Source organism: Longimicrobium sp. (genome assembly GCA_036387335.1).
Classification (GTDB): Bacteria; Gemmatimonadota; Gemmatimonadetes; order Longimicrobiales; family Longimicrobiaceae; genus Longimicrobium.
This window is the reverse complement of the sequence record DASVTZ010000041.1, coordinates 26,609-50,151: the sequence shown is the minus strand read 5'-3', so window position 1 is coordinate 50,151 and position 23,543 is coordinate 26,609. Positions and strand designations below refer to the sequence as shown.

Sequence of the window (23,543 nt, the reverse complement as noted above, 5' to 3'; positions counted from 1 at the left end):
CTAAACCGCTGCACCAGAAGGATGTACCGCCACAAATCGGACGCTGTGGGCGCGCGCTGCCGCTAGAGGAGCGCACGCATTGGTGCGCGATTTTCCAAAGCGTTGGGCCGGCCGCGGCTACAGCCCGCGCCCGTGCCAGGGCACGTTCGCGTCGAGCGAATCCGCCAGCTCGATGTAGATGCGGCGCGCGGCTTCGGTGAACTGCTCGTCGTCGCCCTCCACGTAGGGCGCCAGCTCGGCGCGGATGCGCTCGGAGAGGCTCCCCGACTCGATCATGCGCGCGGCGAGGTCCAGGTACTCCGCCTCGTCGCGGCGGACGGCGCGGCGCGCGCCGTCCAGCAGGGTGCGCAGGACGTCGCGCGCGTGGGTGCGGCCCTCCGTGTCGCGGTCGCCGGGGAGATGCGGGGCGGTGACGAGCGCGCGGCTCCCGTCGCGGATGCAGGCGCGGAAGTCCTCCACCAGCAGCGGGTGCGGCGGAAGGACGATGCGCCCCGCCTTCACGCGCGCCGCCAGGAACTTGAGCGCCGAGCGGACGAAGGCGGCGACCGCGATGTCCATCTTCACGCACTCCTGCGTGTCCAGCACCCGCACCTCCATGGCGCGGCGGCTGAACTTGAGCACCGCGCCGCGCGCGTTGAAGAAGTCGTGGCGGATCGGCGCCGAGTCCGGCAGGCGGTCGAGCGCGGCGTACATAGGCTGCAGGATGCTGCGCCGGTAGTCGCCGAAGCTCTCCACGTACTCCGGCACCAGCTCGCCGCAGCTTTCCGGGATGCGGGCCTGGTGTTCCAGGATCCACGCCAGGCGTGCGTCCGCTGACCCCTGCAGCTCGCCATCGTGCATCGGCGACGATGCGGCGAGGGCGGGGAGGTAGGGGATCAGGAGCGAGGCGGCGGTGTGCATCGCCACCGCGTCGGCCTCGCCGCCGAGGGGGAGGTTCAGGTGCGTGGCGTGCACGTTCATCCACCCGTGCGTGCGCACGTCGAAGAGGCGCGCGTACGTGCCGTAGATGCGCCCGTTGGAGCGCGACCAGAGCCGCCCCTTGCTCGGGTTGAACCAGGGGTGCATCCCCGTGGGAAGGAGGCGCGCGCCCCACTCGTCGCGCAGCACCGCGCTGAAGCGACCGATCCCCTCCACCAGCGCCGCCTCCGCGTCCGCGAGGGAGCGCAGGGGGGCGCCCGTCTTCACCTCGAAGACGTGATCGGCGATCTCGTTGCTGAACCCGACGGCGCCCAGGTCCACGTCGCTCGTCCCGCGGCCGGCGAGGACGCGAAAGGCCTCCTCCACCAGCGGCACCACGTTGAGGTCGCGGTCCACGGTGGGGTACTCCAGCTCGATCCCCGCCACCTCGAACGCACGATACGCGCGCTCCGTCCGCGCCGCCCCGCGGATGCGGATGGGCGCGCGCAGGCGCTCCAGCGCGTCGGGGGCGGGCGCGGGGCGCGGGGGCGGGGCCGCCGCCTCGATCCTCCGTACGAAGAACTCCACCAGGTCCTCGTAGACGGCGTTCCCGTCCGCCGCGTCCTCGTAGCCGACGTCCAGGTTGGGGTTGTCGTTCACCTCGATCACCACCGGCCCGTTCGGCGTCTCCTTGAGATCGACCCCGTACAGACCGTCGCCGATCAGGGCGGCGGCGCGGATGGCGGCATCGACCACGTCGCGCGGGGCCTGGGCGCGCGGCACGGCCTCCACGCGGCCGTAGCGCTCCGTCCCCTTCTGCTCGGACCGGATCTGCCAGTGGCCGCGCGCCATGAAGTAGCGCGCGGCGAAAAGGAGCTTCCCATCGAGCACCGCCACGCGCCAGTCGAAGTCGGTGGGGAGCCACTCCTGCGCCAGGATCAGCGGCGAGCGGCGGAACATCTCCTCGCTGCGCACCGCGTAGTCCTCGCGCGAGACCACCTTGTGCACGGCGTTCGAAAACGAGCCGTCGGGGAGCTTCACCACGAAGGGGAAGCCCAGCTCCGCCACCGCCTCCCACGGCGTGTGCGGGGTGATGATGCGAGAGCGCGGCGTGCCGATCCCCTCGCGCCGCAGCAGCTCTTCGAGGAAGACCTTGTTGCCGCAGCGGATGATGGACTGTGAGTCGTCCACCACCGGCATGTCCAGCGCCTCGGCGCGGAGGGCGAACTGGAAGGCCGGCTCGCTGACCCCGGTGAGGACGCGGATGAAGAGCGCATCGTACTCGGACAGGCGCCGCATCTCGCCGAGGGTGATGCGGTGCACGTGCACGTTCATGCGCGCCGCCACCCGCTCCAGCCGGTCGATCGTCTCGGGGGATGACGGAGAGAAGATGTCGTCGGGGTCCACCAGCACGGCGATGGAGGCGCGGCGGGTCTCGCGCGGCTCCGCCGTCCCCCGCCGGAAGACGCGGCGCGTGTCCGTCAGCGCGCCGGCCAGGAGGCGGCGCCCCTCGTCGTCCAGGTGGTGCGGCGACTCGGGCGCGACGCCGCACACCTTCCACTCCTCCTCCTCGAAGACGAGCTGGATGCGCAGCAGCGGCACCGGCCACTCGCGGAATACGGTGCGCGCCGCCACGCGGAAGCGCGGGTCCTCGGTGCGCCCAAGCACCGCCAGCGTCTCCGCCACCTCGCCCTCCGTGGCCGCGCGGAGCGACGTCTCGGGGCAGCGTACGAGCGGCGGATGGAAGGCGGCGCGCGGGGCGTCGTCGCCGGCCGCGGGTGGCGGCGCGGGCGGCTGCGGCACGTCCGCCATCCGCCGCCGCACGCTCATCTCCGCCGCATCGACGGTGGGGACGCCGGCCTCCTGAAGCGCGCGGAAGAGGCCGTACGGCTCGCCCATCCCCTCGCTCGTCTCCACGCGCGGGAGCACCTGCTGCCCGCGCGCATCGGCCAGCAGGGAGACGTAGTATCCCGTGGATCCGTATCGAAAGGAGCGGCACAGGTTCACCACCACCGCGCCGGGCTCCGCCACCTCCGCTCCGCCTTCCAGGTACCGCCCGGCCAATGTCACCAGACCTTCGGGGAGCCCCGCCGCATCCGATGGGTCGGACACCACCACGATCACGCGCCTGCGCTTCACCGTTCTTGCTCCTGGTCTTTGGGCCACAGCTCCAGGAGCACCGCGTCGTACGTGGCGTCGCCCAGGAGGATGGAATTGATCAGCCGCTGCGCATCCACCACCACCCGCCCGTCGGGCGAAGCGGGGACGTGCACGGATGGGTCGCGAATGGAGAAGTGCCGCCCCCAGTGCTCGTAGCCGACGATGACGATGAAGTGCCCCGTCGAATCGCCGGCCTCGTCGTCGTCCACCAGCGAGTCCGTCTCGGGGATCCAGCGCTCGCGGCGGAAGCGGTACAGGTACGTGGCCGAGAGGCCGGCCAGCACGGGGTGCTCGCGGTCCAGGATCTCCTTGATGAGCGACGGCGTGAGCTCTTCGAAGATGGCGATCTCGCCGCCCATCGCCAGGAAATCGAGGTACGCCCGCGCCGCGCGCAGCCGCTTGGAGTCGCGCAGGTACGGGAAGCGCGCGTGGATCTTTTCCATCAGCGCCTCGCGCGGGAGCGACGCCCACGTTGGGTCGAAGATCTGCAGGTCGTACGAGTAGATGCGCGCGTTGAACCCGCGCCGCATCCCCGCGATCCCCAGGAAGACGGCCAGCGTGCCGCCGTCCTCGTTGCGGTCGATCTCGCCCAGCACGGACGCCTCGTCCGCCTCCACCCCGTAGAAGTCGTAGACTTTGCGCAGGCAGGTGGGCCCGCAGGTGGAGTCGTCCGGCTGCAGGAACCTCTGCACGCGCAGCTCGTGCGCCACGCGCCCGTGCTCCACGTGGCGGTCTTCGGGGATTACGACTTCGGGCAGCGCGGTGGCCATCGAGCTTCGGCAAAAGGCGGCAACGGAAAACGCGGGTGCTGCGCAACCGGCGTACCACGGGAGGGCCCTCACCCCCGCTCGTTCCTCGGCGGTGGTCGAGTGCGCATCGGTGGCGCGGAATCCGCATCACGGCGGCGCTCCACGATCGGCAGACAACCAGGGAGATCGACAGATGGCGTATGCGGTGATCCAGTTTCTCGAAGCGGGCGAGCGGAAAGCGACGCTGTGCCGGACGCAGAACGGCCAGCCAGTGGGTGCCGATGGGGTGATGGATCCGCTCAGCATCTTCATCGAAGAGACGTCGCACCAGATGATCACGCAGGGGTCGCCGGGCGCGCTCTACTTCGCCCAGCTCTTCGCCGCGCGCGAGATCGAGGCGGGCCGCGAGGTCCGCGTCCTCGGCGGGGCGGGGGAGATGGGAATCACGGCGGAGGAGATGGAGGCCCTCACCGGCCAGGGCTACTACTACGAGGTGTCGGTGGGGCGCGAAGGCGAACGCGCCGTCCCGCAGGTGCTCGCCAGCGGCATCGAGGAAAGCCTGCGCCGCCCATAGTAGGGGCGCGATTCATCGCGCCCACCCTCGCCCTTCCGTCACGCTCGCGCCCGCCCCCCAATCCCGTAGGGGCAGCCCCGCGTGGCTGCCCGTGCCCCGCTATTCTCCGCAGCCCGCATCAGGGTCGGATTAAGCCGCCGCACAAATGGGCTCGGCGCCACCACACGGCACCGAGCCCCTTCAGTGGGCTTCCCGTGGTTTCAGCGGGGGGATTTATCCCCTCGCTGCCGCCGGTGCCGCCCCGCGCTCCGACCGCGCCTGCGTCCGCGTCTACGGCCGCTCGTCCGGGCGGATGCGGACGGTGAGGTCGCTGCTGCGGATGACGGTTTCGCCGGTGCGCGAGTCGCGGGTGACGCTGACGGGGGCGCCGCGCACCTCCACCTCCGCGCCTCCCACCGCGCCCGAGTACCGCAGCCGCTGCCCCGCCCGCGACGAGGCGACCGGGTTGCTGGCGTCCGGGCGCCGCATGGCCGACATGGCGGCCGTCTGCTGGCGGCCGTTGCGGGTGAAGGTCCAGCTCACGCGCTGCCCCGGCTGCACCGCGCTGAACCGGCGCCACGCGGCGGGCGTCGTCAGGGGAATCCCGTCGATGTGGGTCAACTGGTCGCCGCGCTGCATGCCGGCGCGCGCGGCGGGGGTGCCGGGCTCCACGTTCTCCACCAGCGGCGTGGAGCGGAAGGCGAAGGTGGTGCGGCCGTTCTCGCGGACCACGTCGCACCGGCGGCACCCGATCCCGAACCCGAACCATCCGTCCGGAAGGAACTCCGGGGGCGGCGGCGGGACCGGCGGCAGGGGCGGAGTCGGCGGCGTGGGCGGAGCCGGGGGCGCGGGGGCCCGCGGTGGTCTGGCCGCGCTGGGCGCCCGGGGTGGAGCGGGGGGCTGGGGCGGTGTCGGCGGCGCGGGGAAGTCCTCATCAAGGAGAGTCCCCCCGCGTGCGCCCGGGCGCGGCGGGGCGGGCGGTGCAGGCGGCGCAGGCGCGTGAGCGGGCCGCGGCGGATGCGGGGGCGCCGGGGGACGCGGGGGCGCGGGTGGACGCGGGCCGAAGAGCGAGGAGCTACACTGCGCCCCCGGCACCACTCGCACGTCGCGGGTGCGCCCGTCGCGGCGGATGGTGAAGGTGGCCGCCCGTCCCGGCGCGAGCTCGCTGAAGCGCCGCCCGCCCTCCGCCGTCGTGATCGGCGCACCGTCGACGGCCACCACCACGTCACCCTCGCGCAGCACCCCGGCCGTGGGCCCGCCGGGTCGGATGCGCCCCAGCGTCAGCTCCGTTCCGAAGCGAACAGTGCGCACGCCGTTCTCGTCGTTCACCTGGATGTGGCAGTTGCGGCATTCGAAGCCCTGGAGCCCGAGGTCGGGGTAGCGCCGCGCGCAGCTCTGCGCCTCCAGGGGTGCCGCCGCCATCGCCGCCAGGGCGATGGTCCAGCGGATGATTGGGATGTTCATGGTTGGATCTCCGCTATGTCGTTGATGTAGGTGCGTTAGTGCGTTAGTGCGTTAGTGCGTTAGTGCGTTGAGGGATCTGGCGCTTCTTTGTCAGCCAGCCGGAGCCGGGCCGGGATCGGGACGTCACCGGCCAGGCCTCGTGGCACGCGCAGTAGATCCTTCGCTCCGCGCCACAGTTCGCGGACGGGGCGAGGACGGTGAGGCGCGTCGCTCAGGATGACAGAGGATGACGATCCACGGTCACTCCACGCACTCACGCACTCACGCACTCACGCACTCACGCACTCACGCACTCACGCACTCACGCACTCACGCACTTCCGTTCAAAACCAAACCACCTTCCGCTGCGCCGACGAGTCCTGCCGCGCAGGCGCGCGGGCGCGGTCGTAGCCGGCCAGGATGCCGCTCGCCACCGGGTCGTCGGGGGCGATGCGCACCAGCTCGTCGGCGGCGGAGCGGAGGCCACGGACGGCGACCTCGCGGGCCTGGGCGGCCTGGGCGGGCTGGGCCGTGTCCGCCATGCGCGCGAGCTGCCCGAGCGCGTGGACGTACGCGGAGCCCGTCTGCTGCACCAGCAGGGCGGCCTGGCGCGAGTTCTCGGCCTGCACCCGCGCCACCACCACCTCGGTGGATCGGGCGCCCACCCACTGCCCCACGGCCACCCCGCTGGCGAAAAGGGCGAGCGAGGCCGCCACCGCGCTCCCCACCCACGCCGCGGGAAAGCGCAGCCGCCGGCCCCGCGGCTCCAGCGCGCCCCGCTGGCGGAGGGCGTGCACCGTGCGCTCTTCCAGGAGGCGCCCCGGCTGCTGTTCGCGTGGGAGCGCCGCGAAGAGGCTGCGCTCGGCCGGGGTCAGCTCGTCGTCGTGTCCTGCGTCCTGCATCGTCATACGGTCCTCGTGGGCGCGGGGTCGAGCAGCTGGCGCATGGCCCGCCGCGCGCAGGATAGCTGGCTCTTGGACGTGCCGGGCACCACGCCCAGCATCTCCGCGATCTCCTCGTGCGTGAAGCCTTCCACGTCGTGCAGCACCAGCACCGCACGATAGCCGGCGGGGAGCAGCGCGAGCGCCCGCTCCAGGTCGATCCGCTCCCCCAGCGGCGGGGGAGCGCGCCACGGCTCCGGCACGTGCTCCGGGTCCGCCTCCCACCGGCCGCGGCGGCGCAGGAGCCCGCGCGCCACGTTCAGCCCGATCCCGGTGAGCCACGTGGCGAACGCCGCCTCCCACCGGAACTCCGCCAGCCGCTCGGTGGCGCGGATCCAGGTCTCCTGCACCACGTCCTCGGCATCCTGCTCGGCGCCGCCCAGCACGCGCAGCACCACCTGGAAGAGGCGCGGCGTGTGGCGCCGGTAGAGCGCCCGGAAGGCGGCCTCGTCGCAACGCAGGAGGAGTGCGTCGGCGAGTTCGCGGTCCGGAGAGGCGGGCGGAGCAGCGGTCGCGGTTGTCATCGCCAGATAAGTGGCGTGGCGGGGGCAAAAGGTTGTATGAGGCGTTGATTAGCGGAAAGGAAACAGCATTTCACGCGGAGACGCAGAGGAAACAACGAGAAAGGATAAGAAGAACTCCGTGGAGTTCCTCCGCGTTCTTTTAGTTTCCTCTGTGTCTCTCTGTGAGGCAAAAAAGAGCCCCTCCCCCCCACGGACGGCGGGGACGGGGGCTGGATGTAGCTGCGATAGGATTCGCCAGTGGGTCAGGGGGCGAGGAGGACATCTTCCGATCCGATCAGCCACGCTTTGGGCCCGCTCACCACGTCGCGGAGGAATGCGCTGCCACGGCGCAGCTTCTCCGCGAGGGCGGCGGGGGTGAACCGCTGCACGTCGAGAGGGCGGTTCAGCAGCGACTCGGCTTCGATCATCGCCCGGCCGATGGCGGCGGTGGGCATCCCCTCCTCCACGATCAGCACGTCCACGTCGCTTCCGTGGCGGGCGCCGCCGCGCACGGTGGAGCCGAACACGAAGGCCGCCTGGATCCCGGGGACGTCCCGGAGCACCTCGCGCACGACCTCTACCGGGTCCCCGTGCTCGCGGAGCAGGGTGCGGAACGCGTTCCAGCTGGGATGGCCGGGCACCGGGTCGAAGTAGACCCTGCCACCTTCTTCGGCGCGGCGGACGAGCCCGAGCGCTTCGAAGCGGCGGAGCTCGCGCTGCAGGGCGCCCGTTCCCATCCCGGTGCGCTCCTGGAGTGCGCGGAGATGGAGGCGCTGGTCGGGGTGTACGAGGAAGTGGGTCAGCAGCCGCACCGTCCCGCCACTGAGCAGTTCTCGGAGGTTCGCCATCTCATCGCGGGTTCACGGGTGTACCCAAAGTTGGTACGCCGGGGCGCCGCGGTCAACCCGCCACAAAAACAGGCGAGCCCCACCCTCCGTGCGGAAGGTGGGGCTCGGTGTTCTCTATTCCCTATTCCCTATTCCCCATTCCCCGCAGTTACCGGCTGATGATGGGGTCCGGGTTGCCGTCGGGGTCGCACTTGGCGGAGCCGCTGGTGCGGGCGCCGCCCAGCAGGAGCACGCCGGCCGCGTGCGGGGCCGCCATCGAGGTGCCGCTCATGGTGGTGGTGCCGCCGCCCTTGCGCGTGGAAAGGATGCTCACGCCCGGCGCCGCGTAGTCCACCGGCGGGTTGCCCCAGTTGGACCACGAGGGCATGCAGTCGTTCACGTCCGTCGCCGAGATGGTGTAGACGTTGTTGCCGTTGGTGCGCGACGGCGTGGTGGTGCTCGCGTCCACGCCCTCGTTGCCGGCGGCCAGCACGAACTTGATCCCCTTGGCCGCCGCGTCCACGATCGCCTTCTCCAGCGTGGCGTTGGAGCCGCTGCCGCCCAGGCTCATGTTGGCCACGTCGCCGCTGGCGCCCTTGGCGGCCACGTAGTTGACCCCGTTCACCACCCCTTCCCACGAGCCGCTGCCGCTGTTGCCCAGCACGCGCACCGAGCAGACGTAGGCGTTCGCCGCCACGCCCACCACGTCGATCGAGTTGTTCTTGGCGGCGATGGTCCCCGCCACGTGCGTGCCGTGCCCGTTGCCGTCCGCGGGTGAGGTGCCGGCGAAGTAGGTGTGGCAGGCGCGCGAGGTGTTCAGGTCGGCGTGGTTCAGGTCGATGCCGCTGTCGATGATCCACGCCGTCTTCCCCGTGCCGTCGCCGAAGCCGCCCACGCGGCTGATCCCCCACGGCGTCGTCTGGCCGGTGCTTCCGCCGCCGCCGCCGGGACGCGCCTGGCCTTCCACCGGGAAGATGAGGGAGACGGGGCCGTCACGCTCCACCATCGCCACGCGCGGATCGCCGCTCACCGCCGCGATGCGCGACTCCGGGATCACCGCCGAGAAGCCGCGGGCCGCGAAGTGGCGCAGGTGGCGGATGGCGAAGCCGTTGCCGCGCGCCAGGTCGGCGGCGGCGGCGTCCACGTCCACGCCGTCGCGGAAGGTCACCAGGTAGATGGGCGCGTTCTCGGACCGGGCGGCGACCGGGGTCTCGGGGGCGCTCAGGCGGTTGTCCTGGCAGCCCACGACGGCAAGCGCCGCGGCAAGGGCGGCGATGGGGGTGCTGCGACGCATGTACGTCCTCCGGGTGGCGGGCGAGGGATGCGGGGGCAGGGAAGGCCCCGCGCGGGTGTGGCTGCCTATGATCCCGGCAAGCTGGGGGCCGCACCGGGGTGCGTTCCGCGCCCCCTTCAAGTGAATGCGCCGCAATTGATTGCGGGTTGTGGCGGAGTCCGGCTGGATCCGCGGACTGCACCAGAATGGTGCACTTGAAGCGGGATGGTGCGCCATCGGACGGCTGGCCCCGGACGGCGGGGCCCCGCGTGGAAGCCATCGCGGCTCTTTCCCGTTGCCCGGCGGGCGCCGTACATTCTGGCCCCGGACCCGCGAATCCTCTCAGCCGCACCGATGCCTTTCCTTCACCTGGTCGCTTCCCCGCGCGCATGAACCGCCTACGGTTGTGGGGGCCCGCGGTACTGGGGCTGCTCCTGTTCGCCGCCGCCGGGTACGTGCTGCACTACCAGCTCCGCGGCGTCAGCTACCGGGAGGTGCGCGCCACGCTCGGCACGCTTCCGCGCACCGCGCTCCTGGCGTCGGTGCTCATCTGCGCGGTCAACTACTTCATCCTCACGGGCTTCGACCTCCTCGGCTTCTTTTACATCGGGCGCAAGGTGCCCTGGTGGAAGGTGTCGATCGCTTCGTTCACCGGCTACGCCATCTCCAACAGCGTGGGGTTCGCCCTGATCTCGGGGACCTCCGTCCGTTACCGCTTCTATTCGCGCTGGGGCCTCACGGCGGGCGAGATCTCGCGCATCGTCCTCTTCTACTTCAGCACCTTCTGGCTGGGGCTGCTGGTGCTGGGTGGATGGAGCCTCGCGCTGGACCCCCACCCCACTCTCAACGCGACCTGGGACGTCACGGCGCGGGTGCTGGGGTGGGCGCTCCTGGCGTCGGCGGTCCTGTACCTGACGGCCTCCGCCGTGTGGCGCCGCCCGATCCGGTTCATGCGCTGGACGTTCGAGCTGCCGCCGCCGCTGATCGTGACGATGCAGTTCGTCCTCTCCACCATCGACTGGGCGCTGGCGGCGGGGATCTTTTACGTGCTGATCCCGCACTCGCAGCTCTCGTACGCCGAGTTCATGAGCGCCTTCCTGACGGCGCAGATGATCGGCCTGCTCAGCCACGTGCCCGGCGGGGCGGGGGTGTTCGAGGGGACGATGGCCGTGCTTCTGGGCGGCTACCTGACGCCGGAGCAGCTCCTTTCGTCGCTGGTGCTGTACCGGCTGGTGTACTACGTGGGGCCGCTGGGAGTGGCGCTGATGATCCTGGTGGCGGACGAGGTGCGCCAGCGGCGGCACTACTTCGCTCGCTGGACGAGCACCTTTGGAGCGCTGTCGCTCCAGCTGGCGCCCAAGGTGCTGGCGGCGTTCACCTTCGTGGGCGGCGGCGTGCTCCTCTTCTCCGGCGCCACGCCGGGCGAGGAGGGGCGCGTGTACGCCCTCACCCGTGTGCTGCCGCTGGCGGTGGTGGAGGCCAGCTACTTCCTGGGAAGCGTGGTGGGGGTGGGGCTGCTGATCGTCTCCAACGGCGTGGCGCGGCGGCTGGACCTGGCGTACTACCTGGCCGCGGCGGGGCTGGCGGCGGGGATCGCGGCCTCCATCCTCAAGGGCGGCGACTACGAGGAGGCGTCGCTCCTGGCGTTCGTGCTGGTGGGGCTCATCCTCAGCCGCCCGGCCTTCGACCGCAAGGCCGAGTTCTTTGACGCACGCTTCAACCCGGGGTGGATCCTGGCGATGGTGGCGGTGGTGGGCGCCTCGGTGTGGCTCGCCTTCTTCGCCTTCTCGCACGTGGAGTACTCCAGCGCTCTGTGGTGGCGCTTCGCGGCCAACCAGGACGCCCCGCGCGCCCTCCGCGCCTCCGTTGGCGCGACGGTGGCGATCATGGCCTTCGGCGTCTTCCGCCTCCTGCGCCCCGCTCCGCCGGAGATCCACCCGCCCACCGAGGACGAGCTGGCGGCGGCGACGGCGGCCATCGCGCGGCAGCCCTCCACCGTGCCGTACCTGGTGTACCTGCGCGACAAGTCGCTCCTCTTCAACGAGGACCGCTCCGCCTTCCTGATGTACGGCGTGCAGGGGCGCACGTGGGTGGCGATGGGCGACCCCGTGGGCGAGCACCGGGAGGCGACGGAGCTGATCCGCCAGTTCTTCGGCCGCACCGACGACTTCGGCGGTGTACCCGTGTTCTACCAGGTTCGAAAGGAGCGCCTGCACCAGTACGCGGACTTCGGGCTCACCTTCGTGAAGCTGGGGGAGGAGGCGTTCGTGGAGCTGGATGGATTCCACGTGGACGGCGCGGACCGCAAGCCCTTCCGCCTGGCTCTCAACCGCTTCGCGCGCAGCGGGATGACCTTTCGCGTCGTCCCCGCCGCCGAGGTCCCCGCGCTGCTGGGGCAATTGGAGGAGGTGTCGCGCGAGTGGCTGGTGCGCAAGCGCGCGGCGGAGAAAGGCTTCTCGCTCGGCTTCTTCACCCCCGAGTACGTGCGGCGTTTTCCGGTGGCCGTCATCGAGGAGGAGGGGCGCGTGATGGCCTTCGCCACGGTGTGGCCGGGCGCGGACCGCCAGGAGCTCTCGGTGGACCTGATGCGCTTTCGCGACGACGCGCCGCGCAGCGTGATGGAGGTGCTCCTGCTGAAGCTGATGGCGTGGGGGAAGGAGGAGGGCTTCCGGCGCTTCAACCTGGGGATGGCGCCGCTCTCGGGCCTGGAGCTCTCCGCCGTGGCGCCGGTGTGGACGCGCGTGGGCCACTTCCTCTTCGAGCAGGGGGAGGCGTTCTACAACTTCCAGGGGCTGCGCAGCTACAAGGAAAAGTTCCACCCGGTGTGGGAGCCGCGCTACCTGGCGTACCCCGGCGGCCTCGCCCTTGCCCGCATCATGGCCGACGTCTCCGCCCTGATCGCCGGCGGGTACCGCGGAATCTTTCGCCGGGGCGAACATTGAACAGCAATCTCACACAGAGACACAGAGACACAGAGGAAAGACGAGAAGGTCTCTCTCTGTGTCTCTGTGTCTCTGTGTGAGCCCTGGTTTTGGAGTTGTACGCTGAATGAAGGTTCGTGCACGGGCCGCCGTTGCCCTGCTGGCCGCCTCGGCGGGATGCGCGCGGGTCACGCTCCCGAGTCCGCCGCCGCACGGTCCGCGCACGCTGCCGCTGCGGGTGCTCCCGGTGGAGGACGGGGGGCGCTCGATGGCCGTGATCCTCTCCGGCGACGGTCCATTCGCCGGGCTGGGAAACCGCGTGGCGAAGGATCTGCGCGCGGCCGGCATCCCCGCCGTGGTGTGGCACAGCGCCTCGTACTACTGGACCCCGCGCACCCCCGACGAGGCGGCCGCCGATCTGGACCTCGTCATCCGCCACTTCGGCGCGCGGTGGCACCGGGAGCGCGTGCTGGTGGTGGGGTACTCGATGGGCGCGGATGTCGCTCCTTTCCTCCTCAACCGCCTGCCGAAGGAGACGCACGCCCGGGTGGACGGCGTCGCGCTGCTGGCGCTGGCGAACGACGCCGTCTTCGAGTTCCGCGTGCGGCAGTGGTGGACCCGCTCCTCCGCGCCGTCCCGGGCCGTGCGTCCGGAGATGGAGAAGCTGCGCGGCCTGCGCGTGCTGTGCATCCACGGCCATGGCGACGAGAACGGGGCGTGTCCCGAGATGGCCACCTCCGGCGCGACGGTGGTGGAGCTGCGCGGCGGGCACCACTTTCGCGGCGACTATCCGCGGCTGAAGCGCGTCGTGCTCGATCTGGCGCGCTCGGTGGAGGGCAGGTGAGCGGCCGACGCACGGAGATTGCAAGGGAGTGTGCATCCGCTCCCGAACGGTGAGCGGATCGCGTATTTCCATCACCCGGAGGACTCATGCGCAAGGTGATCTGGACCGCCGCAGTGCTCGCCCTGTGCGCCGCCCCCGCGGCGGCGCAGCAGATCGAGAAGTCGCCTTTCACCCCCGCTCCGGCGACCCAGCAGGCCGCCGAGCCGAAGAAGGAGCCGGCTTCGGAGGACGCCACGCCGTCGCTCCGCGTGACCCCGGAGCAGGCCGACGCGACGATCCGTGCGGTGGCGCAGGAGCGGAACCAGGGCAGGCAGCAGCAGCTCGGCACGAACTTCTGGTACACGGTCGCGGCGGTCGCGATCGGCGTGATCCTCGCGATGCTCCTCCTCGACTGAGCACGCGGTGGTGAGGCGGCCCGGCGGGGGAGCATCCTCGCCGGGCCGTTCTGCGTTTGCTGGGGCCGGTGCGTGGCGAGCTTCTACTGCATGGCCTCACGCGGAGACGCAGAGGCGCGGAGAGAGGAAACTGCGAGGGTTGTGGGTGCTGGTAGGGGACGTTGTGGAGGCGTATCTTCGACGCTGGAGTATCATCCCCTTTCGCCATCCCGGGCATCTTTGTTCATCGGCCACCTTCCGGCGGGGTACCTCGCTACCACTCCGCTGCTGGGGAGATCGGCGCCTCGCGAGCGGCGGCGCCTGCTGCTGCTCGGGCTCGCGGCGAGCGTGCTGCCGGACCTGGACCTGTTCTACTTCTACTTCGTGGACGAGCGGCGGCACGTCCACCACGCCTATCTGCCGCACCTGCCGCTCGCGTGGGTGGCGGCGCTGGGGATGGCGGCGGCCGTGCTGGGCGTCCTCCGCGCGCGGCGGACGGCGTGGCTGGCGCTGGCGATCCTGGGGATCAACGTGCTCCTGCACCTCGTGCTGGACACCGTCGCGGGCGGGATCCGGTGGCTGTGGCCCTTTTCGGACGTGGAGCTTGCTCTCACAACAGTGCGCGCCCGGTACGATCCGTGGGTCCTCAACTTCGTCCTGCACTGGACCTTTGCGCTGGAGATGGCGCTGATCGTTGCGGCGCTGTGGCGGTACCGGCGGTTGCGTTCTGTTGGAGGGTCGCGCGGAGGCATGGGGTCTGCGCGCGCGGGGTGAGGGATACCGCGGGGCGCATCCGGGGTATTCAATTGCACGCACCCTCACGAACACACGCGACCGTACCAGCGAGGCTTGCATGAGCACGGCACCCGATTTCGTAGTCCGGGCCCCCAACGAAGGGCTTGTGCTGGCCGTCGAGGCCAGGAACCGCCCCAACGCCTCACCGGAGTGGGCTGCGGAGATGAGGCACGACCTCGCCGTACGCGGCTTCCTTCCGGACGCGCCCTTTTTCCTGCTGGCGCTCCGCGATCATTTCTTCCTCTGGAAGCAGCCTCCTCTGCTTCAACTGGTTCCGCCCGACTACCAGGCGCCGACCCGAGAAGTCCTGCGGCCATACCTGGAAAATCTCCGTACGCCTCTGCACGAGTTCAGCAAGGTCGGATTCGAGGCGGTCGTGGGCCTCTGGCTCGACGACCTGGTGCACGGCACTCTGAACGGCGGGTCGGAATGGCTCACGGATTCCGGGCTCCGCGAGTGCGCCCGCAACGCTACAGTGGTCATGCCCGCCGGCGTATGATCGTCTACGCCGAATCCAACTTCCTCCTGGAGCTCGCCTACCTCCAGGAGGAGCATGAAAGCTGTGAGGAGATCCTGGCGCTGGCCGAGAGCGGCCGCATCCGCCTCCTGCTGCCGGCCTTCGCCGTCGTCGAGGCAAGGATGAGCGTGCTGCGCCAGGCGCGCCGGCGGGTGGAATTCAACAACTGGCTCGAGCAGTAGGTTCGCGAGCTGGCCAGGTCGAAACCGTACGCCGGCCTTGCCTTAAAGAGCCGCGATGTGACCTCGGCGCTCCTCGGCAGTGGCGACGAGGAGCGCCGCCGCCTCGACCAGGTGGTGGAGCGCGTTCACCGGATCGCGCACATCCTCCCGACGACGGGAGAGATTCTCGACCGCGCGTCCACGGTGGAAGGCGAGTTGAGCCTCTCGCCCCAGGATGCCGTCGTGTACGCGTCTGTGGCGCATAACCTCCAGCAGGACCCGCTGCCGGCAAAGGTGTTCCTGAACCGCAACTCGAAAGACTTCGGCAGCCCTGACATGAAGTCGGAGCTCGCGCGAGGCAATTGCAAGCTCCTCGGGTCGTTTCGCGCGGGAAGAGGATTCCTCGTACGGTCCCTCTCGTAGTTACGGAACATCGTCCCTCCGGGTGCGGGGACAAAGCGACGAGGGTGCGCTGCTGCCGGCGCACCCTCGTTCTTCTGTGCCTTGCGGTTCCCTCTGTGCTCTCTGTGTGACGCCCTTCTCAGAACCCGAGTGCCGCGCGGATCGTGGGCGGGATGCGGTCCATCGTCCACGGCGGGGTGAAGGTCAGCTCGACCTCGGCGCTCTCCACGCCGGGCACGGATTCGACCGCTTCCTGCGCCTGTTTCAGGAGGTCGCCCGCCACCGGGCAGCCGGGGGAGGTCAGCGACATGGTGACGTCCACGTGCGAGCCCTTGACGTCGATGCCGTAGATCAGCCCGAGGACCACTAGGTCCAGGTTCATCTCGGGGTCCTTTACCTTGCGCAGCGCCTTGCGCACGTCAGCTTCCTTGACCATCTGCAAATCCTTGCGGCGAGGGTGCGGCCGTGAAGCGGGCCGCTCTGCCGGAGCATACCGGCGGGGGCGCGCCCCTGTCAACCCGGGTGGAGCGTCGCTTGCACGTGCCGGGGCGCCCCGTATCTTTGGGGCTCCGCGCCCACCGCACCGGCGGGCCGCGCTTCGCCTTCGTGAGATCAACGCCCGGATGAGTCAAGGAAAGGGCGGCATCCGCCGCATCGCCATCAACACGGGGGGCGGCGACGCCCCGGGGCTCAACGCCGTCATCCGCGCCGCCACGCTGGCCGCCCTCCACGAAGGGTGGGAGGTGCTCGGCATCCGCCGCGGCTACATGGGGCTGCTGGAGGGCGAGGTGGACGGCGAGCCCGGCATCTTCCCCCTGACCGCCACCTCCGTCCGCGGCATCCACCACCTGGGCGGCACCATCCTGGGGACGACCACGCGCGGGAATCCCTTCGGCCTGGAGGTGCGCAAGCCGGACGGCACCTGGGGGACGGTGGACCGCTCCCAGGAGATCGTCGACGCCTTCCGCTCCATGGAGATCGACGCGCTGATCGCCATCGGCGGCGACGGGTCGCTGAACATCGCGCACGAGCTGCAGAAGAAGGGGCTGCCGGTGATCGGCGTCCCCAAGACGATCGACAACGACCTGCGCGCAACCGACCTCACCTTCGGCTTCCAGACGGCGGTGGAGGTGGCGACGGACGCTATCGGGCGCCTTCACTCCACCGCCGAGGCGCACCAGCGGATCATGGTGGTGCAGGTGATGGGGCGGCACGTGGGATGGATCGCGCTGGAGAGCGGGCTGGCCGGCGGGGCGGACATCATCCTCCTTCCCGAGGTGCCGTACTCCGCCGAGAAGGTGGCCGCCAAGATCTTGGAGCGCGAGAGGCACGGCCGCCGCTTCAGCATCGTGGTGATCGCCGAGGGCGCGAAGGCCGCCGGCGAAGAGCCCTCGTACGCGGATTCCACGGGGCGCTACGGCGGCATCGCGGACCGGCTGGCGGCCGAGCTGGAGGAGCTCACCGGCAAGGAAGCGCGCACCCTGACGCTGGGCCACATCCAGCGCGGCGGCTCGCCCACGGCGTTCGACCGCAACCTGGCGCTGCGCTTCGGGGCGGCGGCGGTGCGCTGCATCCGCGACGGGCGGCTGGGGACGATGGTGGCGCTCCAGGGCCAGAGCGTCACCTCCGTGCCGCTCGCCGATGCCATCTCCGAGCTGAAGCGCGTGACGATGGACATGGACCTGGTGATGTCCGCCCGGCAGCTCGGCATCTCCTTCGGCGACTGACGGCATTTTGCAGGAGGTCCCGCGTTCTCCCGCGCCGCTGCCGGGTGGCGCGGGACGGCGGGCGCGGCTTCCGCGGCGTGTACTTCGTTGCGGCGGGTGGATTTGCGCGGGGTGGCGGATGCGTGGCTCCGATGTGGAACGGGTGATGCCATGAGGCTACTCGCCCCTCACCCCCGGCTCCCCGCCTGGATCCTTCCCTGTAACCCGTCCCTCCCGTGAGCCTCTCCTCCTCCGCCCTCCTGATCGGTGCCCACCGGCCGGAAGCCGCGCACGTCGCGCCCTTCTCGCCGGAGGTGGCGCTCGCGTTCGCGCGGGTGCCGCTCACCGGCACGGTGGACGAGGTGGCGCAGGGGTGCGTGGACGCGGTGCGGCGGCTGGCCGGCGGGCGGCTCTGCCTGCGCGTGCCGCGGCGCCCGGTGCCACTGGCCGTGGGCGACACGGGTGCGGACCTGGCCGTCCTCGCCCGCTTCGCCGCTCCCGGCGGCGAGGGGACGCTCTGCGCGGACGAGGAGGCGCACGCCCTTCCCGCGCCGCTGCGCGCGGCGGTGGAGCGCGAGCTGGCGCGGGTGTGGGCCGTGCAGGCCGAGCGCGCCGCCACCGCCGACGAGCTGGACCAGCTGCGCTTCCACCTCAACGCCCTGCAGCAGGTGGCGCGCACGCTGGCCGTGGTGCGCAGCTCGGACGAGACGGTGAAGATGGTGCTGGACTCGGTGGGCGAGGTCTTCTTCGCCTGGTGGGCCGCGCTCTACCTGACCGAGGGCGACGAGTACACCTGCCGCGCCGTGCGCTCGCCGCGCGGGTCGCTGGTGGCGCGCGGGATTCCGGCCAGGGTGGTGCAGGAAATCGCCCCCTCGGGCGGCGCGCCGGTGGTGCCGCCCAACGACGCGCCGATCCGCGACCACGTCCCGGCCGAGGTGGGGGTGGTGGCGCCGCTGGACCTGGGGAGCGCGGGGGCGGGGGTTCTGATCCTGGGCCGCCGCCTATCCGACTCGCCGTACGAGGAGCACGACCTGGCGCTCCTGCGCGCCCTGGCCGACTCGTCCGCCATCGCCATGCGCAACGCGGAGCTGCACGACCGGCTGCGCGCGCAGGCCACGCTCGACCCGCTCACGGGGTGCCACAACCGGCGCGGCTTCGACGAGGTGCTGGCGAACGAGCTGTCGCGCGCGCTGCGCCACCAGCACCCGCTGTCGCTGGTGTTCATGGACATCGACCACTTCAAGCGCATCAACGACGACTACGGCCACGAGGTCGGCGACCAGGCGCTGCAGCGGATCGGGCGCGTCGTTCGCCACACCTTCCGCGCCAGCGACAGCGCATGCCGCTACGGCGGCGAGGAGTTCGCGCTCGTCTTCCCGGCCACCTCCAAAGAGGACGGCCTCACCATGGCCGAGCGCCTGCGCGAGCTGGTGGAGTCGCTCCCGCCCACGGCCGAGGTCCCGCGCTCCATGACCGCCAGCTTCGGCGTGGCCTCCTTCCCCGAGGACGGCGCGGACAGTGCCGCCCTCATCCGCTCCGCCGACCGGGCGCTGTACCAGGCCAAGGCGAACGGGCGGAATCGGGTGGAGCCGGCGTAAGAACAGAAGTGCGTGAGTGCGTGAGTGCGTTAGTGCGTTACAAACCAAAGGATCGGACGTAGAACGGGGCGGCGCCACACCGGCGCCGCCCCGTCTTTTTTACGCACTCACGCACTAACGCACTAACGCACTAACGCACCTTCTACCGTACCTCGATGGGCGCCGCGAGCTCGAAGTCGTCCCACAGCATGCGCAGGGTGCCGGCGCCGGCGCCGGAGGGATCGATGCGGATGGTGAACTGCTCGACGGCGGGGGTGGCGGCGCGGCGCTGGAGGTCGATGCGCGCCAGGTCCTGCTCGGGGTGATACTCGGTGCCCCACTGGCCCGTCTGGCGGCTGACGATCAGCTTCCAGCCGTCGCGCGAGGGGAGGGAGAAGAGCGTGTACGAGCCCGCCGGGACGCGCGTGCCGCCGATCACCAGGTCCCGGTCGGTGCGCAGGCCGGTGGCGGCGTTCGCGCCCGTGCGCCACACCTGGTCCAGCGGCACCACCTCGCCCAGCACGCGGCGCCCGCGCTTCAGCGGGCGGCCGTAGTCGATCACGATGTTCGCGCCGCCGATCGTCGCGCGCACGCTGTCGCGCGGGGAGAGGGTGCCCAGCCCGCTGCCGGACGCCTCGCGCTGCGCGTACGATGCGCCCAGCGCCGCCACGTCCAGCGAGGGGAGGCGCCGCACGATGAACTTCTGCGTGCTCTGCAGGCCGCTCAGCGCCAGCAGCCGCCCCGCCGAGTCGATGCGGACCGTCGCGGGGCCGGCGCCGGTGGTCAGCTCCAGCGAGTCGGCGCCGAGCGTGCGGATCCCGACGTTGCCCGGCTGCGGAGCGCCCGGAGCCAGGAAGCGGAGCCGCGCCTCCCCCATCCCCGCGCGGCGCGTGTGCATGATCGCCTGCTCGTACAGCGCGTAGGCGCCGAGCTGCGGGAACGCGTTCGCGCCCGCGGAGATGCGCTGGTTCTGCACGCTGTCCCCCCGCGCCACACGCACCGACGCCGTGTCGCTGCCAAAGGTGACGGTGGCGATGGTGGGCGGCGTGGAGGGCGGCGCGTTCAGCACCCGCGTCGTCACCTCCACCGACGACACGGAGCCGTCAGGCCGGAGCTGCGCCCGATACGAGCGCGCGGTGGTGCGCGGCGTGCGCGTGACCACTTCGCCGGTGAGGGTGGTGGCGGTGCGGGTGTAGCGCTCCACCGAGACCGTGTCGGTGCCGATGGTGACGACGAACGCCGCGCTCTCGCTCTGCGGCGCGGCGGCGGGCGCGGGGGCCGGGGTCTCCATCGCCGCCCCTCCGCCGCACGCCCCGGCGGCCAGTGCGAGCGCGATTGCGGCGAGCGGGCGAACGAACGTTCTGGTCATCGGGACTCGTGTGCTGAGGGGTTCACGCGAACGGCGGCGTGTAGCTTGCCGTCCGCGCGCCTCGCGCACAAGTCCAACAAGCAAAAAGCCTCACATAGAGTACACAGAAGGGACTGCAAGCCACAGAGAAAACCTCTTGCGGTTCTCTCTGTGTCTCTGTGTCTCTGTGTGAGGCCGCTGTTGCTTTTCAGGGTTGCGGGCAGGCCGCCTGCGACGCGCACGGAATGATCACGACGTCGCGGTCGGCGCGGGCGGCGGCGGCGAAGAGGCCGAGGCCGCTCGTGAGCCCCACCCGCGCCTCGCGGACGGATACCGCATCCTCGCTCGTCTGCCTGATGTAGCGGACGTACGCGCTGTCGAAGGCCATAACCCGGAGCCGCGCACGGACCGAATCCGGGCGGAAGGGCTTGTCGCCCGTGCCGTTGGGGTTGGTGCGCTCCACGCAGTGCGCGCCATACACATCGGTGCGCACCACGCCCTCCGCATTCGCCTCCAGCTGGAGATCGCGCGGGTACACCACGGAGCAGATGCCATTTGGAACCGCGCTCCCGCCCCGGAACGCCGCGAGCGTGAGGAAGTCCACGTAGACCGCCGCCGCCCGACCCACACCGGTCAGCCGCACCGCGACGCTCTGCGGGCTCTCGTTGGGCGAGCGGACTTGGATGCGCGCGCCCGGCTGCGGGTCGTGGATGGTAAGGGCGGCGCGCGCGGTCGCATGGCCTTCGATGGTGCCGCCCCCCGGCAGCCCCACCCGGAGCGCGTACACCGTCCCCGGCCGCACGCCGCCGGGGATGACCGTCGTGTAGCACCCCGCGGTCCGCGGCTGCTCGCCCGGAGGCCCGCCGGGGTCGTAGCCCGCGTAGCAGGGCGCGGACTCGGTGAGCCGCACGTCGCCCAGCCGCACGTCCGCGCCGATGACGGGGCGCACGGTGACGTTCGCGCCCGTCGCGGGGTCGGTGCCGGGGCCGGCGCGGATCACCAGCACCTGCACCGTGTCCGTGCCCGTCACCAGCACGGCGTGCACGACCGTGTTCTCCCCCAGCGCTTCGATCGGGCTGGGGTCGCGCAGGAACGAGCAGCCGGCCGCCGCCAGCACCAGGGCGGCCGCCGCGATTCGCTTCATCAGAACTTCCATTCGAATCCGATCGTCGGGAGGATGGGTAGCTGCGGAGCGTACTCGATCTGCGGCCCCGCCTCGCCGTAGAGCTCCGGAAGGCCCGCCAGCACGTTGGGCGTGTTGAGCACGTTCACGATCTGCAGGAACGGCGTAACCGTCGTCCTGCGGCCGAAGAAGCGCGGCTCGTAGCTGCGCCGCACTCCCACGTCCACGCGGAAGTAGCCCGGAAGGCGGCCGCTGTTGTGGTCATCCAGCAGCACCGTGGCGCCCGATTGCACGTAGCGCCCGGTGTACGGGTCGTAACGCACCGAGTAGCCGTAGCCGGCCGGCGGGGTGTACGGCTGCCCCGACGCCAGCGCCAGCCGCCCGCTCACCTCGCCGCGCCGTCCCCACGGGAGGAGGGCAACGGCATCCAACGTGTGCCGCCGCTCGAAGCGCGGCGTGTACTCCTCGCCCGCCACCCGCATGCGCACGCCGTTGAGGGCGTAGGCGAGCGAATAGAGCGCCCGGCCGCGCGCGTGGCGGGCCAGCAGCTCCACGCCGCGGGCCGTCCCCGTCGCCGCCAGGAAGCCCTCGTTCACGATGATCGGCGCCTCCGTGATGTCGCCGGGGAGCTGCGGGAGGGGGACGTTGCCGAGGCGCTTGGCGAATGCGTCGAGCCGCACCGACGTCGTGCCGCGCACCCACTCCGCGCCGCCCACCACGTCGGTGGCGGTGGAGAGGCCGGTGCTCGTGGGGACGGCGGCGAGGAAGTCGTACGCCATCACCGATGCGCCCAGCGACTCCTCGCTGCGCAGCGACTGGATCACCTGCGCCGAGCGCCCGCCGCCCAGGGTGAGCGTCAGCGACGGCGTGAGCGTGTACTGCGCGCCGATGCGGGGGAGGATCTCGGTACCGCGTTCCCCCGCGGCCAGCATGCGCACGCCGCCCCGCACCCGCAGCAGCGGCGTCGGCTGCCACTCGTCCTCCACGTACGCCGCGATGGTGGCGGGCGTGTCTTCACGGCGAAAGGAGCCGGTGAAGAAGGGGCCGGCGCCGTCGTCGTATTCGGCCACGTCGTGGAAGAAGCGGTACCCGTCCCACTGCACGCCGCCGCGAAGCTGGTGGCTACGCGCGTGCCAGGTGAGGTCCGCGCCGGCCATCACGTCGCGCATCCGCATGCGCGCGCCCAGGACCTTCACGAGCGTGTCCGGCCGCTCATCGCCCGCGTAGCGTGCCTCGGCCACGTTGAAGTCGCCGTGGAAGGTGCTGACGGCGCCGCGCAGCTCGGCCACCACGTTGGGCGCCAGCGGACGCCGGAAGCGGAGCGAGCCCACCCGCGAGCCCCATCCGAAGTTGATGTCGTCGCGCGGCCCCGGACGCGGCGTGACCTCCGGGTCCGGGCGCTCGCGCGGCATGCCGAGCCCCTCCTCGTCCACGTACGCGGCGACGGAGAGGCGGCCCAGCGTCCCCACGTCGTGCGTCAGCTTGAGGTGCCCGTCGGTGAAGGCGTAGGGGAGCGTCCCGTCGATGAGGCCCAGCCCGTACGCCGCCTTCGTGAACAGGTCCAGGTAGGTGCGCCGCACGGAGACCAGGTAGCTGCCGCGCGCGCCGGGGAGCGGCCCTTCCACGCCCGCGCGGCTGGAGATCAGCGAGGTGCCGCCGAAGCCGCGCACCCGGTCGCGCCCGCCGTCGCGCGTCTGGATGTCGATGATGCCGGAGAGCCGGTCGCCCACGCGCGCGGGGAAGGCGCCGGGGAGCACGTCCACCGCCGCCACCGCGTCCGGGTCGATGGCGCCGAAGAGGCCGCCCAGGTGGTACGGGTTGAAGAGGGGCGTGCCGTCCAGCATCACCAGCGTCTGGTCTGGCGAGCCGCCGCGCACGTACAGCGCGCTGCTGAAGTCGCTCGCCGCCGCCACGGAGGGCAGGAGCTGAACGGTGCGCAGAACGTCCGCCTCGGCCAGCGCCGGCGCGGCGTCGATCTCGCGCGCCTCGATGCGGGTGGCGCCGGGGCCGGCGGTCGACGCGGCGCGGCTCTCCTGCCGGCCGCGCGCCTCGATCCCCGGCAGCGCGATGGCCGCCGCGCGCAGGCCGATCGTCACCTCCAGCGTGCCGGTGGCGGGTACGACCAGGACCGTGTCCTTTGGCTGATAGCCGGCGGCGGTGACCGTCACGCGCCAGCTTCCCTGCGGAACATCGGGTACCACGAAGAGGCCGCGCTCGTCGGTTCGGGCGGCGCGGCGTGGCTCCACCAGCCGCACGGTGGCGTATGCGACGGGCTCGCGCGACCCCTCGGCGTGCACGGTGCCGCGCACGGTGGCCGTGGGGAGGAGCGCGGCGATGATGGCTGCGAGTATCACTTCAAGGATCCGGGTGCTGTCGCGATAAAAGGAGCGCGGGGCGGGTGTGAGCCCGCCCCGGCGCTGTTCCTGCAC

21 protein-coding genes are annotated in these 23,543 nt (G+C 71.3%); 10 read left to right on the top strand and 11 right to left on the bottom strand.

Annotated features, from left to right (window positions below; all coding sequences use genetic code 11):
- Positions 1-117: 117 nt before the first annotated feature.
- Both VF647_03765 and VF647_03760 read right to left on the bottom strand, forming a co-directional pair.
- Positions 118-3,036 (bottom strand): glutamate-cysteine ligase family protein, encoded by a 2,919-nt coding sequence (locus VF647_03765; GenBank protein ID HEX8451187.1) that lies wholly within the window; start codon positions 3,034-3,036, stop codon positions 118-120.
- Complete coding sequence (locus tag VF647_03760; GenBank protein ID HEX8451186.1) at positions 3,033-3,827, bottom strand: hypothetical protein; 795 nt, start codon at positions 3,825-3,827, stop codon at positions 3,033-3,035. The genes VF647_03765 and VF647_03760 overlap by 4 nt, the downstream gene beginning before the upstream one ends.
- A 172-nt stretch (positions 3,828-3,999) precedes the next feature.
- On the opposite strand from VF647_03760, the gene VF647_03755 reads away from it, so the two are divergent.
- The gene (locus VF647_03755; protein HEX8451185.1) at positions 4,000-4,380 is read left to right on the top strand and encodes a hypothetical protein; all 381 of its coding nucleotides are present in this window, start codon (positions 4,000-4,002) and stop codon (positions 4,378-4,380) included.
- Between the two features lie 270 nt (positions 4,381-4,650).
- On the opposite strand, the gene VF647_03750 is transcribed toward VF647_03755, so the two are convergent.
- The 5 genes from VF647_03750 to VF647_03730 form a co-directional block, all read right to left on the bottom strand.
- The gene (locus tag VF647_03750; protein HEX8451184.1) at positions 4,651-5,823 is read right to left on the bottom strand and encodes a PDZ domain-containing protein; all 1,173 of its coding nucleotides are present in this window, start codon (positions 5,821-5,823) and stop codon (positions 4,651-4,653) included.
- 323 nt (positions 5,824-6,146) lie between these two features.
- A complete protein-coding gene (locus VF647_03745) occupies positions 6,147-6,704 on the bottom strand; it encodes a hypothetical protein (GenBank protein HEX8451183.1) in 558 nt (185 codons plus the stop codon).
- Positions 6,705-6,706: 2 nt separating this feature from the next.
- The gene (locus VF647_03740; GenBank protein ID HEX8451182.1) at positions 6,707-7,267 is read right to left on the bottom strand and encodes a sigma-70 family RNA polymerase sigma factor; all 561 of its coding nucleotides are present in this window, start codon (positions 7,265-7,267) and stop codon (positions 6,707-6,709) included.
- Positions 7,268-7,509: 242 nt separating this feature from the next.
- Positions 7,510-8,094: a nucleotidyltransferase domain-containing protein gene (locus tag VF647_03735; GenBank protein ID HEX8451181.1), complete on the bottom strand. Its 585-nt coding sequence runs from the start codon at positions 8,092-8,094 to the stop codon at positions 7,510-7,512.
- 148 nt (positions 8,095-8,242) lie between these two features.
- Positions 8,243-9,367, bottom strand: a complete 1,125-nt coding sequence (locus VF647_03730; protein ID HEX8451180.1) for a S8 family serine peptidase — start codon at positions 9,365-9,367, stop codon at positions 8,243-8,245.
- A gap of 368 nt (positions 9,368-9,735) precedes the next feature.
- Here VF647_03730 and mprF point away from each other — a divergent pair, with 368 nt between their 5' ends.
- From mprF to VF647_03695, 7 genes are all read left to right on the top strand, one after another.
- Positions 9,736-12,288, top strand: a complete 2,553-nt coding sequence (mprF, locus tag VF647_03725) for a bifunctional lysylphosphatidylglycerol flippase/synthetase MprF (protein ID HEX8451179.1) — start codon at positions 9,736-9,738, stop codon at positions 12,286-12,288.
- Between the two features lie 106 nt (positions 12,289-12,394).
- Positions 12,395-13,111: an AcvB/VirJ family lysyl-phosphatidylglycerol hydrolase gene (locus VF647_03720; protein HEX8451178.1), complete on the top strand. Its 717-nt coding sequence runs from the start codon at positions 12,395-12,397 to the stop codon at positions 13,109-13,111.
- Between the two features lie 86 nt (positions 13,112-13,197).
- On the top strand, positions 13,198-13,506 hold the full coding sequence (locus VF647_03715; protein HEX8451177.1) for a hypothetical protein: 309 nt from the start codon (positions 13,198-13,200) through the stop codon (positions 13,504-13,506).
- Positions 13,507-13,725: 219 nt separating this feature from the next.
- A complete protein-coding gene (locus tag VF647_03710) occupies positions 13,726-14,259 on the top strand; it encodes a metal-dependent hydrolase (GenBank protein ID HEX8451176.1) in 534 nt (177 codons plus the stop codon).
- A gap of 79 nt (positions 14,260-14,338) precedes the next feature.
- Positions 14,339-14,779: a hypothetical protein gene (locus tag VF647_03705; GenBank protein ID HEX8451175.1), complete on the top strand. Its 441-nt coding sequence runs from the start codon at positions 14,339-14,341 to the stop codon at positions 14,777-14,779.
- On the top strand, positions 14,776-14,979 hold the full coding sequence (locus tag VF647_03700; GenBank protein HEX8451174.1) for a hypothetical protein: 204 nt from the start codon (positions 14,776-14,778) through the stop codon (positions 14,977-14,979). Before VF647_03705 ends, VF647_03700 begins: the two co-directional genes overlap by 4 nt.
- 57 nt (positions 14,980-15,036) lie before the next feature.
- A complete protein-coding gene (locus VF647_03695; GenBank protein ID HEX8451173.1) occupies positions 15,037-15,381 on the top strand; it encodes a hypothetical protein in 345 nt (114 codons plus the stop codon).
- Positions 15,382-15,499: 118 nt separating this feature from the next.
- On the opposite strand, the gene VF647_03690 is transcribed toward VF647_03695, so the two are convergent.
- A complete protein-coding gene (locus tag VF647_03690; GenBank protein ID HEX8451172.1) occupies positions 15,500-15,796 on the bottom strand; it encodes a metal-sulfur cluster assembly factor in 297 nt (98 codons plus the stop codon).
- A gap of 187 nt (positions 15,797-15,983) precedes the next feature.
- Here VF647_03690 and VF647_03685 point away from each other — a divergent pair, with 187 nt between their 5' ends.
- Both VF647_03685 and VF647_03680 read left to right on the top strand, forming a co-directional pair.
- Positions 15,984-17,087, top strand: coding sequence for an ATP-dependent 6-phosphofructokinase (locus tag VF647_03685; GenBank protein ID HEX8451171.1), 1,104 nt, complete (start codon positions 15,984-15,986; stop codon positions 17,085-17,087).
- A 215-nt stretch (positions 17,088-17,302) separates the two neighbouring features.
- Positions 17,303-18,664 (top strand): diguanylate cyclase, encoded by a 1,362-nt coding sequence (locus VF647_03680; protein HEX8451170.1) that lies wholly within the window; start codon positions 17,303-17,305, stop codon positions 18,662-18,664.
- Between the two features lie 142 nt (positions 18,665-18,806).
- On the opposite strand, the gene VF647_03675 is transcribed toward VF647_03680, so the two are convergent.
- From VF647_03675 to VF647_03665, 3 genes are all read right to left on the bottom strand, one after another.
- Entirely contained in the window at positions 18,807-20,012 is a 1,206-nt protein-coding gene (locus VF647_03675) for a DUF2911 domain-containing protein (protein HEX8451169.1), read from the bottom strand.
- A 187-nt stretch (positions 20,013-20,199) separates the two neighbouring features.
- On the bottom strand, positions 20,200-21,135 hold the full coding sequence (locus VF647_03670; protein HEX8451168.1) for a hypothetical protein: 936 nt from the start codon (positions 21,133-21,135) through the stop codon (positions 20,200-20,202).
- The gene (locus VF647_03665) at positions 21,135-23,468 is read right to left on the bottom strand and encodes a TonB-dependent receptor (protein ID HEX8451167.1); all 2,334 of its coding nucleotides are present in this window, start codon (positions 23,466-23,468) and stop codon (positions 21,135-21,137) included. Before VF647_03665 ends, VF647_03670 begins: the two co-directional genes overlap by 1 nt.
- Between the last annotated feature and the right edge of the window lie 75 nt (positions 23,469-23,543).